General features: G+C 66.9%; 11 protein-coding genes. 10 read left to right on the plus strand and 1 reads right to left on the minus strand.

Annotated features, from left to right (window positions below):
• Positions 1 to 173 precede the first annotated feature (173 nt).
• The 9 genes from benA to ACYVAN_RS20485 all read left to right on the plus strand — a co-directional run bounded on the left by benA (position 174) and on the right by ACYVAN_RS20485 (position 10,014).
• Entirely contained in the window at positions 174 to 1,526 is a 1,353-nt protein-coding gene (gene benA, locus ACYVAN_RS20445; RefSeq protein ID WP_460962031.1) for a benzoate 1,2-dioxygenase large subunit, read from the plus strand.
• Between the two features lie 31 nt (positions 1,527 to 1,557).
• On the plus strand, positions 1,558 to 2,070 hold the full coding sequence (gene benB, locus ACYVAN_RS20450; protein WP_460962033.1) for a benzoate 1,2-dioxygenase small subunit: 513 nt from the start codon (positions 1,558 to 1,560) through the stop codon (positions 2,068 to 2,070).
• A 47-nt stretch (positions 2,071 to 2,117) separates the two neighbouring features.
• Positions 2,118 to 3,158, plus strand: a complete 1,041-nt coding sequence (benC, locus tag ACYVAN_RS20455; protein WP_460962035.1) for a benzoate 1,2-dioxygenase electron transfer component BenC — start codon at positions 2,118 to 2,120, stop codon at positions 3,156 to 3,158.
• Entirely contained in the window at positions 3,155 to 3,934 is a 780-nt protein-coding gene (locus tag ACYVAN_RS20460) for a 1,6-dihydroxycyclohexa-2,4-diene-1-carboxylate dehydrogenase (RefSeq protein WP_460962037.1), read from the plus strand. The genes benC and ACYVAN_RS20460 overlap by 4 nt, the downstream gene beginning before the upstream one ends.
• 364 nt (positions 3,935 to 4,298) lie before the next feature.
• Positions 4,299 to 4,862 (plus strand): dihydrofolate reductase family protein, encoded by a 564-nt coding sequence (locus ACYVAN_RS20465; RefSeq protein ID WP_460962039.1) that lies wholly within the window; start codon positions 4,299 to 4,301, stop codon positions 4,860 to 4,862.
• A 379-nt stretch (positions 4,863 to 5,241) separates the two neighbouring features.
• A complete protein-coding gene (locus ACYVAN_RS20470) occupies positions 5,242 to 7,977 on the plus strand; it encodes a helix-turn-helix transcriptional regulator (protein WP_460962041.1) in 2,736 nt (911 codons plus the stop codon).
• 44 nt (positions 7,978 to 8,021) lie between these two features.
• A complete protein-coding gene (locus ACYVAN_RS20475; protein ID WP_460962043.1) occupies positions 8,022 to 8,414 on the plus strand; it encodes a DUF5313 family protein in 393 nt (130 codons plus the stop codon).
• A 143-nt stretch (positions 8,415 to 8,557) separates the two neighbouring features.
• Positions 8,558 to 9,163, plus strand: a complete 606-nt coding sequence (locus ACYVAN_RS20480) for a cysteine hydrolase family protein (RefSeq protein WP_460962045.1) — start codon at positions 8,558 to 8,560, stop codon at positions 9,161 to 9,163.
• Positions 9,164 to 9,297: 134 nt separating this feature from the next.
• Positions 9,298 to 10,014, plus strand: a complete 717-nt coding sequence (locus ACYVAN_RS20485; RefSeq protein WP_460962047.1) for a GTP pyrophosphokinase — start codon at positions 9,298 to 9,300, stop codon at positions 10,012 to 10,014.
• Positions 10,015 to 10,031: 17 nt separating this feature from the next.
• Here ACYVAN_RS20485 and ACYVAN_RS20490 read toward each other — a convergent pair whose 3' ends face one another.
• Positions 10,032 to 10,625 (minus strand): class I SAM-dependent methyltransferase, encoded by a 594-nt coding sequence (locus ACYVAN_RS20490; RefSeq protein ID WP_460962049.1) that lies wholly within the window; start codon positions 10,623 to 10,625, stop codon positions 10,032 to 10,034.
• 577 nt (positions 10,626 to 11,202) lie between these two features.
• Here ACYVAN_RS20490 and ACYVAN_RS20495 point away from each other — a divergent pair.
• The gene (locus ACYVAN_RS20495; RefSeq protein WP_460962051.1) at positions 11,203 to 12,369 is read left to right on the plus strand and encodes a S8 family peptidase; all 1,167 of its coding nucleotides are present in this window, start codon (positions 11,203 to 11,205) and stop codon (positions 12,367 to 12,369) included.
• Positions 12,370 to 12,414: the final 45 nt, after the last annotated feature.

Raw genomic sequence — 12,414 nt, forward strand, 5'->3', positions numbered from 1 at the left:
CTCATTTGGCGCATATTCAAGACGTTCCGCATATGAAATAGGGCCTAGGTCAACCCTGGGCAAATTCCTGGCGTGACGGCGGACACCTCGATGTCACGGTGTTTCCCATTCCCGTGAGCCCTCGGAGGTGCCCCACCGGGGACGGACTCTTCCACTACAAGATCGGAGGACGCATGACAGCGCCGTCAGACCACGTCCGTGCCACGCTGGACGTCGCGTTGATCGAGGATGCAGAAAACGGCGTCTACCGGACGAACCGAAGCATCTTCACCGACGAAGAACTGTTTGAACTCGAAATGAAGTACATTTTCGAGGGAAACTGGATCTACCTGGCTCACGAGAGCCAGATCCCCAACGTCGGTGACTACTTCACCACGCACATCGGTCGGCAGCCCGTCGTCATCACGCGCGACAAGAAGGGCGAGCTGAACTGCCTCATCAACGCGTGCAGCCACCGCGGCGCCATGCTCTGCCGTCGCAAGAAGGACAACCGCACGACGCTCACCTGTCCCTTCCACGGGTGGACGTTCAGCAACGACGGCAGGCTGCTCAAGGTCAAGGACCCCCGTGACGCCGGCTACCCGGAGCAGTTCAACACCGAGGGCTCCCACGACCTCACGAAGGTCCCGCGGTTCGCGAGATACCGCGGTTTCCTGTTCGGCAGCCTCAACCCCGACGTCAAGTCGCTGGAAGAGCACCTCGGCGAGACCACCAAGGTCATCGACATGATCGTCGACCAGTCCCCCGAGGGCCTGGAAGTGCTGCGTGGCGTGTCCAGCTACACCTACGACGGCAACTGGAAGGTCCAGGCGGAGAACGGCGCCGACGGCTACCACGTTTCGGCCACGCACTGGAACTACGCCGCGACCACGGCCCGCCGCACCTCGGGCGAGTCCAGCAACGCGACCAAGAACATGGACGCCGGTGGCTGGTCGAAGCAGAAGGGCGGCTTCTACTCCTTCGAGCACGGGCACCTGCTGCTGTGGACCGAGTGGCTGGACAAGTCCAACCGGCCGCTCAACGAGAAGCGGGACGAACTCGTGAAGCAGTTCGGCGAGGACAAGGCCGATTGGATGATCGGGTTCTCCCGGAACCTGTGCCTGTACCCGAACGTCTATCTGATGGACCAGTTCAGCTCGCAGATCCGCCACTTCCGGCCGATCTCGGTGGACAAGACCGAGGTCACGATCTATTGCATCGCACCCAAGGGTGAGAGCGCCGAGGCCCGCGCCAACCGGATCCGTCAGTACGAGGACTTCTTCAACGCGACCGGTATGGCGACCCCGGACGACCTGGAGGAGTTCCGCTCCTGCCAGAAGACCTACATGGCGACCACGGCCCCGTGGAACGACATGAGCCGAGGTGCCACCCACCAGATCGACGGGCCGGACGAGGACGCCAAGAAGCTCGGCATCAACCCGGTCGCCAGCGGTGTGCGCACCGAGGACGAGGGGCTCTACCCCATCCAGCACGGCTACTGGCTGGACACGATGCGCCATGCCGTCGAATCCGAAGACGCCCGCTGACGAGCCGACCGGTTAAGGAAGAACGATCACCATGACTGCAGTTGCCGAACCGGGGACCGTGACGCTCGAAGCCGTCCAGCAGTTCCTCTACCGGGAAGCCAGGTACCTCGACGACCGCGAGTTCGAAACGTGGCTCGAGTGCTACCACCCGGACGTCGTGTTCTGGATGCCCGCCTGGGATGACGACGACGAGCTCACGACGGACCCGCACTCCGAAATCTCGTTGATCTATTACGCGAACCGCGGCGGCCTGGAAGACCGCGTGTTCCGGATCCGCACCGATCGCTCGGCGGCCACCAGCATGCCGGAGCCACGGACCGGGCACAACATCACCAACGTCGAGATCGTCGAACAGCGCGGCGACGAGGTCGACGTGCGATTCAACTGGTTCACGCTGTACTTCCGGTACAACAACGTCGACACGTATTTCGGGACCTCGTTCTACACGATCGACTTCTCCGGAGAGCAGCCACTGATCAAGAAGAAGACGGTCGTCCTCAAGAACGACTACGTCCATCACGTGGTGGACATCTACCACATCTGATCGGTTAACCCTTCTCTGCTTCTTCTCTGCCGAAACGAGCCTTTCTCATGACACATCAAGTTGCACTGTCCTTTGAGGATGGAGTCACCCGACTCATCACGTGCTCGCCCGACGAGACCGTGGCCGACGCGTCCTACAAGTCGCGGATCAACATTCCGCTCGACTGCCGTGACGGAGCCTGCGGGACGTGCAAGTCGTGGTGCGAATCCGGCGATTACGACGGCGGCGACTACATCGAGGACGCGCTCTCGGACGAAGAAGCGGAGCAGGGTTACGCCCTGCCGTGCCAGATGATGCCGCGCAGCGACCTCATCCTGCAGATCCCCAGCACCTCCGCCATGGCGAAAACCCAGGCCGCCACCCATTCGGCGACGGTCTCCGACATCCAGCACCACTCCGACAGCACAGTCGAGTTCACACTGGAAGTCGAGGACCGCGAACAGCTGGGTTTCCTACCCGGCCAGTACGTCAACGTCGGAGTGCCCGGCACCGAACTGGCCCGGTCCTACTCCTTCAGCAGCGGCCCGCGCGAAGAGACCGTCTCCTTCCTCGTGCGCATCACCGAAGGCGGCGCCATGTCGAGCTACCTCCGGGAACGCGCCCAGCCCGGTGACGAGCTCGAGTTCACCGGCCCGCTGGGCACGTTCTTCCTGCGGGACCTCAAACGCCCCGCCCTGTTCCTGGCCGGCGGCACCGGACTGGCCCCGCTGTTGTCGATGCTCGAGAAGCTCAGCGGAACCGAGCTGGAACACACGATCCACATGCTCTACGGCGTCTCGTCCGACCAGGACCTCGTCGGGCTGGACAAGCTGGAGCACTACGCCTCGGTCATCCCGAACTTCACCTACGACTACTGCGTCACCGACGAGGCCAGCAGCGCGGCGAAGAAGGGCTACGTGACCGACCACTTCGAACCGCGGCACCTCAACGACGGCGACGTGGACGTCTATCTCTGCGGTCCGCCCGCCATGGTCGAAGCGGTGCGCACGCACATGACCAACGAGGGCATCACGCCCGCCAACTTCTACTTCGAGAAGTTCGCGGTGGCCGCCCTCGAAGACCAGCCCGAACTGAGCGCCGCATCATGACCGGGCGGTATGCGAGCAAGGTCGTGGCCGTGACCGGGGCGGCACAGGGAATCGGGTTGGCCGTGGCCCGGCGGATGGCCTCGGAGGCCGCCACGGTCGTCCTGATCGACCGGTCCGAAATCGTCCACGAGGTGAGCGAGGAGCTGCGAGCGACCGGACGCCGGGCGCACAGCATCACCGCCGACCTGGAGAAGTTTACCGGCGCCGAGCAGGCGATCAACGAGGCGGTGGTCGCGTACGGACGGCTCGACGTGCTGATCAACAACGTCGGCGGAACGATCTGGGCCAAGCCCTACGAGCACTACACCGCCGAACAGATCGAAGCCGAGGTGCAGCGCTCGCTGTTCCCGACGCTGTGGACGTGCCGCGCGGTGCTCCCCCACCTGATCGAGCAAGGCGCGGGAACGATCGTCAACGTTTCGTCGGTGGCCACGCGAGGCCTCAACCGGATTCCGTACTCGGCGGCCAAGGGTGGGGTCAACGCCCTCACCGCGTCACTGGCGTGGGAGGTCGCCCAACACGGCATCCGGGTGGTGGCGACCGCACCGGGCGGAACCGAAGCGCCCGCGCGTCGCGTGGCGCGTGGTCCGGTGGCCGAGGGCGAGCAGGAACAGGCCTGGAACCGGCAGGTCGTCGACCAGACCGTGGACTCCTCGCTGATGAAGCGATACGGCTCGACCGACGAGCAGGCCGCGGCGATCGCCTTCCTCGCCTCCGACGAAGCGTCCTACATCACCGGGACCGTGCTGCCGGTCGCGGGCGGCGACCTCGGCTGATGCCGCCGCCCGTTCCTTGCCGTCTTGATCGACGTTCCCGGTGGGTAGTGCACTCGGCGTCGGCGATGTATCGCGGCGACGGCAGAACTGATGCCCCGCTATGCCGCGGTGATCGCCGATCAGGCCAGGATGCGCCGGTGCGGTCGGGCCGCTCGAACCCTGCCAAGCTTCCTGCACTGGTGCACCATCATCGACACCACACCAGCATCGGCGGCCCACCCGCCCACCGCATTCCCAACCTCACAGGACAGAACAACTAGCTGTGGCAGAGCAGCCTGCAGAAGGAAGAGAGCCCGATGTCAAGCTCAATGGTGAACTTCATCGCGATCATCGTCCGTCGCTCCGGTGCGATGAGCTTGAAGCCATGCTGATCTATTCGATGGGCGTCTCGGTGGACGGCTTTATCGCCGACCGGGAGGGCGCGTTCGGGTGGACGGTCCCTGACGAGGAGCAGTTTCGTTTCCACATCGCGCAGACACGCGAGCTCGGCGGCTATCTGTGCGGCCGCAGGCTTTACGAGACCATGCTGCCGTGGGAAACGGATCCGTCGATGCGCGACAACGAGCTCGGGGCCACGTTCGCCGAGGTCTGGTGCGCTATCCCGAAGGTCGTCTTCAGCCGCACGCTCGACAGCGTTCAGGGCAACGCCCGGCTCGCCGAGGCGTCGGTGGCCGAAGAGGCCGCTGCGGCGCTCGACGCGACCGACAAGGACGTCTCGATCGGCGGCGCCGGCCTGGCCACGGCAGCGATCGAGCTCGGCCTCGTCGACGAGCTGCGCATGTTCCGCAATCCGGTCATCGTCGGTGGCGGGACGCCCTTCCTACCGCCGGTCACCGAAGACGTTCGGCTGGACCTGGTCGAGACCAGGACGTTCGGCTCGCGCGTGATCTACGAGCGCTACGGGCGCGCCCGCGATGAGTCGGACTGACACCGCCGTCCGAGGCATCAGCCCCTCGCCCGACCGGGTATTCGCCGCGCTGACCGACTCCGAGGCGCTTGCCGGGTGGTTACCCGACGGATGACCGGCCGGTTCGAGCACTTCGATGCGCGTCCCGGCGGGTCGTACCGACTGGTCCTGGCGTCACGGTCGCCAACTGCAGCAAGCAGGCGACTGCACGAGCCCGCGTAGGGATCCTCTTACGGACACGATCAGGGTGGCAGCCACTGAGTAAGACACGGCTGGTCCCGAGCGATCGAACACTCGGGCAGTTGAGAACCGGATTGGGATTCCTCGCAGGGTGTTCCCACGAGCGCCTCGCCCATCACGCGAGTTCAAGCAGGGTTCACACGGCGATTACGGTGGCCGTGTGACCAGCCATTCCCGGCTGCGCGGCATCGTGGGTCGCCGAGCCGAACTCGCCGAGTTGGAACGTGTCCTGGCAAGCGTGCGTGGTGGCACCACCGCTCGGCTCGTGATCGAGGGCCCGGAGGGCATCGGCAAGACAGCGCTGGTGGACGAATTCCTGGCCGACCACCGCTCCGAGATCCGCTGCCTGCGGGCAACGGGTCTCCGGTGGGAACGGGAGCTGCGCTTCGGCGTGCTCGAACAGTTGTTGGCGCGGTCAGGCCGGTCCGCGCCGACAACCTGGCCCGACTCCGCGCGGGCGCCCGCCGATCTGGGGCGGAAACTTCTCGAAACCTGTTCGGAAGCCGACGAGAAGCAGCCGGTGGTGATCGTCGTCGACGACGCGCACTGGGCCGACGTCGCCTCGCTGGAGGCACTGTCGTCGGCATTGCAGCACGCTTCCGGGGAACAGCTCTTGCACCTGCTGACCGCCGAGGAGCAGAGTCAATCCGCTGAGGCCCGCGAGGTGCTGGGGCACCGTGGCGGCCCCGTGCTGCGACTGGGCCCGCTCAAGCCCGCCGCTGTGCGGGGACTCGCGATCCAGTGGACGGGCGTGGACCTGTCCGCCCCGGTCGCGCGCAGGCTCGCCGAACACACGCGAGGCAACCCGCTGCACATCAAGCAGCTGTTGCACGAGCTGCCGAACGAGACCTGGTCCGGGTGGCAACCCATGCTCCCCGCACCCAAGGCGTTCTCGGCGGACGTGCGGGAGACGATGCGCTCCTGCACGCCCGAGACTCGGGCGTTCGTGGAGTCAGCAGCCGTCCTGGGCGATTCGACGTCGTTCGCCGAAGCCGCGCAACTCGCCGACGCGCCCGACCCGCTGACCGCGCTGGACGAGGCGTGCCGCAGCGGACTGCTGACCGCGGCGGATGCCCGAACGCTCGGCTTCACCACCCCGCTCGTCCGAGCTGCCGTCTACGGCGAACTACCACCGTTGCGGCGGCACCAGCTGCACGCCCGCGCGGCCGATATCGTCGAATCGGAGTGGGCGAGGTTTTCCCACCGGGTCGCGAACACACCGTTCCCCGACGCCGAACTCGCCGACGAACTCGACCGGTTCGCCGCCCGCCAAGCCGCCCTCGGCGCGTGGTCCGCCGCCGGACACGCCCTCGTGTACGCCAGCCGCCTCAGCCCCGCCAGGGCCGACCGCGAACACCGCGCGCTCCGGGCCGTCGACGGGTTCGCCGGTGCGGGCGACCTGCCGCAAGCCGCCACCTACTCACCAGCGATCGAGAGCCTGCCGCCCACTCCCAGACGGGACGCGGTCCTCGGCTACCTCGCGATCATGCAAGGTCGCCCCGTGGAGGCGGAGACACTGCTGAACCGCGCGTGGCAGCAGTGCTCACCACAGCAGGACCCGGACACGGCGGCGTTGATCTGCCAGCGGCGAGTGCTGGACTCGTTGAGCCGCCTGCGCGGTCCGGACCTGGTCGCCTGGGCGCGTAGGGCCATCGAACTGGTCGGACCGGACGAACCGTCGGCCGTCGAATCCGCGGCGGTCCTCGGACTCGGACTCGCCGCCAGCGGCTACCCAGAACAGGCCAAACGCGCCTATCGCGAGGTTTTGGACAAGGTCGAGGCCGGTGCTCAGGCCCAACGGTTCGACATGGCCAAGGGCTGGTTGGACCTCGCGCTGGACGATCCGCTCACCGCCCGTGGGGAATTGCAGCGGGCGGTGCCGACCCGGTACCGGATGGGCTCGGCTCGCATCTCGTTGTGGGCGCAAGCGTGGCTCGCACGCACCGAATTCGCGCTCGGAGCCTGGGACGATGCCATCTACACCGTCAACCGGGCGGTGGCGGAGCTCGACAGCGTGGGACTCGACCTGGTTCGTCCGCTGGTGCACTGGACGGGCATCCAGACCCACGCGCTGCGGGGCAACTGGGATCAAGCGCATGCGCACCTGCAGGAGGCTTCGGCAGGCACCCACAACTACGAGATCATGCTCATCCCCTCCTGCCTGGCGCGAGCGCAGTACGCCGAGGCCCAAGCCGACTACGAGAGCGTGCTGCGGGCACTGGAACCCGTGGTGCACCTGCCGTCCCGCGGCGGCATGAACGAGCCGGGCCACTGGCCGTGGCACGACGTCTACGGCAACGCGCTCGTACTCTGCAACCGCGTCGAGGAAGCGGATGCCTTCCTGGCACCACACGAGAAACTCGCCGCCGAACGCGGACATCGGTCGGTGCAGGCACGACTGGGCTACGTCCGCGGCCGCCTCCAGGGGACCACCGGAGACATCGAGGCGGCCAGGGCGTCCTTCGACCGCGCGCTGAACCAACTGACCGGGCTGCCACTGCCCTACGACCGGGCGCGAGTCAACTTCGCCTACGGCCAGACGCTTCGCCGGGCGGGCAAACGACGCGAGGCCGACGTCGTGCTGCAGAACGCTCGTGACGCCTACCTCGCGCTGGGGGCGAACGCCTACGTCGAGCGTTGCGACCGCGAGCTCAAGGCAGGCGGGATGAACGTCAAGCGCGGCGGTGGCGAGTCGACACCGCTGACCGCCCAGGAACACGCCGTCGCGGCGCTGGTCGCGGCGGGAAAGAGCAACAAGCAGGCCGCGGTGGAGCTGTTCATCTCGGTCAAGACCATCCAGTTCCACCTCACCCGCATCTACTCGAAGCTGGGTATCAGCTCGCGGAGCGAACTCGCCGCCAGGTTCCGGGACGAACCCTTCGACGACAAGCTCTGAGACGAAGGCGAACCGCCGTCGTGGCAGCCGGATAGGATGCGGCCATGTCCGGACGCCGCCCCAACCCCGTGCTGTGGCTGCGCTATCAGTACGGCGGAACACTGCCCGCGAAGTACCGGGAGTGGGTGCTGCACGATGTGACCTGCGGCAGCTGGGTGCTGCGCGTGGCGGTGCGCGGACTCGTGCAGGTGGCTCCAGCGGCCGTCGGGATGCTGCTGTGCCTCGGTTATTTCGGCGGGTCGTGGCCGGTGGCGCTGGGATCGGTACTGCTCGGGGTCCTGGTGATCGTGCGTATCGCGCTGACCAACTCGGTGGACAGCACCAACGCCCGGCTGACCCGCTACGGCTATCCGCCGGGGCACGCCTCGGAGGTGCGCAATCGCATGGACGAGGCCACCGCCGAGCGCTACCGGGCGGTGTGGCGGCAGCACAGCTGAGTTGGGTGCACCGCTCGGCGCGTCCCTCCCGGCGGACTGCCGACCGTCCTCCGGATGCGCGGAGGCGCGGTCGTCCACACGCGGTCGCCCGTTCGCACCAACTCCGCAGCGCTCCGGCGGCCATGCGGACATAATGAGCCCCCATGACCCTCACTCCACAACAGACCGCGGTCCTCGGCCTGCACTGGCAAATCAACGTGATCAAACCGGACGGGTTCTTCGGCAAGATGCTCGGGGAACCGGTGTCCCGCAGCGGCGTTGTGGAACGTGCCACGCGTTTCCACGAATCCGCGCGTGATGCGGGGGCGAGCCTGTACTTCACCAGGTTCACCATCCCCGAGGACGAGGGCTCGTTGACCCGCAACACCGAACTCATGCGTGCGGTCGCCGACGCGCAGCAGAACTTCCGAGCCGACTCCCTCGGCTCGAAGCTGATCCCTGAGATGTCCCACCTCGCCGATGACGGAAATGCGGTCGACAACCAGAAACTCTCCGGGCTCGCCGGGAACGACCTCGCCGACCGGCTGAACCGGCAGGGAGTCGATACCGTCCTGATCACCGGAGTGGCCACCAACCTCACCGTGGAGCAGACCGCCAGGCACGCTGCCGACCTGGGCTTCGACGTGCACGTGATCAGCGACTGCGTCGCCACCGGCTCGGAGGAGGCGCACACCGCATCCATCACGAACCTTGATCTCACGACCACGGGCTGCCTCACCGCCGAGCAAGCACTCGACGAACTGCGTTGACCCGGTGCCGGTCCGGCCGCGGTCCCGCGGGCAGGACAGCGCCTACGCGCCCGTGACCACCGCGACCGCGAACGTTCCTCCCGGCAGGCTTCTAAGCTTGGGGCGGGCAGCCACGACGCTTTCGAGGGGACCCGATGACACCCGCCGAACGCGCAGGGGGACGGAACTCCTGGGAGAGCTGGGGTCGGCGCCTTCCCGGCGGGCGATCCGAGCTCTCCGAGGAATCCGTGGAGTCCGGTCTCGACCAGCTGCGCGAGTTCGGCGGTTTCCTGCTCCCCTACAAGTTCGCCGTCGAGGAGATCGTGACCAGGCTGCGCATCTGGAGCGAGGAATTCGACTTCACGAACGAGCACGATCCGATCCAACACATCACGCACCGGGTCAAGAGCCCGGAAGCCATCGTCGCCAAACTACGGCGGCGATCGCATCCGTTGAGCACGGAGTCCGCCCGGAAACACCTGACCGACCTCGCGGGAGTGCGCGTGGTGTGCCCGCTGGTTTCCGACGTCTACCTCGTGCGCGACCTGCTGCGCGGGCACGATACCGAGGTCGTGGAGACCAAGGACTACATCGCCGCCCCCAAACCCAACGGCTACCGAAGCCTGCACCTGATCGTGCGGACGCCCGTGGTCCTGTCGAACCGGACGATGCACGTCACGGCGGAGCTGCAGCTGCGGACGATCGCGATGGATTTCTGGGCGACCCTGGAGCACGAGTTGTACTACAAGCACGGCCAGCAAGCCGATTCGCCCTTCCTCGACGAACTCGAGTCGGCGGCCGTGACGGCCGCCGACCTGGACGCCCGCATGGAGTCCCTCTACCAGCAGCGAGTTTCGCGGCGCGGCGACTGACCCACCGTTCCGTCGCCTCAGTGCGGGCGGACCCGCCTGGGGCGGCGAGCGGTGTGCACCACGGCGGGCGGCACGTTCCGCCAGATCGTCCGGCTCGTGGCCGTCTCCTCGAATTCCGCTTCGAAGTCCCGCAACTGCCGCCGCGCGGGTGGTGCCCAGCGCGACCAGGCGTAACCGAACTGCGCGAAGATTCCGTCCTCGGACAGCGCGCGGCCCAGCGATCGGATGACGGAGCCGCCCTCGACGGGTGTGTATGCCGCCCACGGCAGTCCGCTGACGATCACGTCGGCGAGGACGCCGCGTTCGTCGAGGATCTCGGGCAGCGAACGCGCGTCCGCGCAGAGCACCTCGACGTCCGGGTGGCGTTCGGCCAGCATGTTCGCCCACTTCTCGTTCAGTTCGAGTGCGATGTGCCGTCCCCGTCCACCCAATCGTTGCTGAATCGCGCGAGTGAGGGCGCCCGAACCGGCCCCCAGTTCGACGACGACCGGGTGTCCCCGTTCGGGGATCGGCGGCACCATCTTCGCCGCGAGGGCGGTCGAGCTCGGCAACACCGCCGCTGTCCTGGTGGGTGCTTTGACGAACTCCACGAGGAAGGAACTCGCGTCCATCGAGGGTGAGTGCACTGGCGTAGGCCTTTCGGGTTACGTCTGCGGTGCACAGCGGACGCTAATGCGCCCCACTGCCCGAGTACATGGCGAGCATCGACTGTTCCCCTCGCTGTCACCGTCCACATGGTTCGGCGCAACGCGCATTTCGGCGCCCAGCGCTTTCCGATCCCGGCCGCTCCCCACCTCGGGCCCACTTCGGGCCCACTTCGTCTGCCGACGCCACCGGCTGCCGCGGGCCTGGATGCGCGAATCATCCGATTCATCCGCGAAGGTCTCGAAATCCGGAGAAGCCGGAGCAGCGGAGAAATGCGTCATCCCGGTGAATTCGCAGGACGACTCGCAACCCGACCCGAGACCCGGAACACGACGAAACGACGTACTGAACTGCACGTTTCCGTAATTCGAAACCGTTTGCCCGCCTCAACCGGCAGTTACGGTGTGTTTTCTTCCATCGCGAAGTTGATCACCCGTAGGACTGTTCCTATGTGCTGCTTCACGCGAATGTGTTACATCTAGTGCCGAAGAACACGTTCGGATGTCGCACGACACTCGAATGGGCCACGGGAGGGAATTCGGGATGAAGCTGCCGTATGGCATGGGCGCGGGCGTCGGTGCCGCCGCGCTGATGCTCTCTACCACCGCCGTTGCCGGTGCCGCACCCACAGATGCCATACTCGCGCCACTGACCACCCACGATCAGTCCAAAGGCGGCGTGGCCGGCTCCTACATCGTGAGCCTGTCCGACGGAGCCGACCCGCTCGCGGTAGCCCGCGAGCTGAACATCCGGCCCGAGCACGTCTACAGCGCCACCCTCACCGGATTCGCGGCCGACCTGAACGGGACCCAGCTCCGCTCGGTGCGGCAGAACCTCGACGTCGAGCACGTCTCGCAGACGTTCCGCACGAGCTTGGACGAGCCACGGGGCGCGGGCACCGCCTCCTGGGGAATCGACCGCATCGACCAGCCCGAGCTCCCGCTGGACAACGTCTATGACGTGGCGGGCAGCGGCGCGGGCGTCACCGCCTACGTCATCGACACCGGCATCGACCCGACACACCCCGAGTTCGGTGACCGCGCGTCCATCGGCTTCGACGCCACGGGTGGCAACGGGGTCGACGGCCACGGCCACGGTACGCACGTGGCAGGCACCATCGGCAGCGAGACCTTCGGCGTCGCCGAGGACACCGACCTTGTCGGGGTGAAGGTTCTCAACGACGAAGGCTCGGGCACCACCGCCGACATCGTCGCGGGCATGGAGTGGGTGGCGAAGAACCACGACGGCCCGTCGGTGGCCAACATGTCCATCGGCGGCACACTCGATCCCACGCTGAACGAAGCCGCCACCGGACTCGTCGAATCGGGCGTGTTCACCGCGGTCGCCGCCGGCAACAGCAGCCTCAACGCCAGCCTGACCTCCCCAGCCAGCGCCGACGGCGTGTTCACCACCGCGGCCTCGGACAACTCCGACGGGTCCGCGTCCTTCACGAACTGGGGCTCGACCGTCGAGGGCTACGCGCCCGGGGTCGACATCACCTCGACCGTCCCCGGCGGCGGCAGCGAGACCATGAGCGGCACGTCGATGGCCAGCCCGCACGTGGCGGGCGTCGCGGCGCTGCACCTGGAGCGAACGCCGTCCGCCGCCCCTGCCGCCACCAGCACGCGGATTCAGGAGGCGTCCGTACCCGCCGTCGAGTCAGCCCCCCTGATGACGACCAACGCCCTCCTGCAGACCGGCGACCTGTAAGGGTCCGCCGACCGCGCCACGAAGAATCGCGCCGTCCCGCAACAC

The sequence above is a fragment of the Parasphingorhabdus pacifica genome, from assembly GCF_054779195.1.

What these genes read in the sequence shown, in the direction of transcription:
- benA (WP_460962031.1), top strand. Translation starts at nt 174, where the DNA reads ATGACAGCGCCGTCAGACCACGTCCGTGCCACGCTGGACGTCGCGTTG.
- benB (WP_460962033.1), top strand. Translation starts at nt 1,558, where the DNA reads ATGACTGCAGTTGCCGAACCGGGGACCGTGACGCTCGAAGCCGTCCAG.
- benC (WP_460962035.1), top strand. Translation starts at nt 2,118, where the DNA reads ATGACACATCAAGTTGCACTGTCCTTTGAGGATGGAGTCACCCGACTC.
- ACYVAN_RS20460 (WP_460962037.1), top strand. Translation starts at nt 3,155, where the DNA reads ATGACCGGGCGGTATGCGAGCAAGGTCGTGGCCGTGACCGGGGCGGCA.
- ACYVAN_RS20465 (WP_460962039.1), top strand. Translation starts at nt 4,299, where the DNA reads ATGCTGATCTATTCGATGGGCGTCTCGGTGGACGGCTTTATCGCCGAC.
- ACYVAN_RS20475 (WP_460962043.1), top strand. Translation starts at nt 8,022, where the DNA reads ATGTCCGGACGCCGCCCCAACCCCGTGCTGTGGCTGCGCTATCAGTAC.
- ACYVAN_RS20480 (WP_460962045.1), top strand. Translation starts at nt 8,558, where the DNA reads ATGACCCTCACTCCACAACAGACCGCGGTCCTCGGCCTGCACTGGCAA.
- ACYVAN_RS20485 (WP_460962047.1), top strand. Translation starts at nt 9,298, where the DNA reads ATGACACCCGCCGAACGCGCAGGGGGACGGAACTCCTGGGAGAGCTGG.
- ACYVAN_RS20490 (WP_460962049.1), bottom strand. Translation starts at nt 10,625, where the DNA reads ATGGACGCGAGTTCCTTCCTCGTGGAGTTCGTCAAAGCACCCACCAGG.
- ACYVAN_RS20495 (WP_460962051.1), top strand. Translation starts at nt 11,203, where the DNA reads ATGAAGCTGCCGTATGGCATGGGCGCGGGCGTCGGTGCCGCCGCGCTG.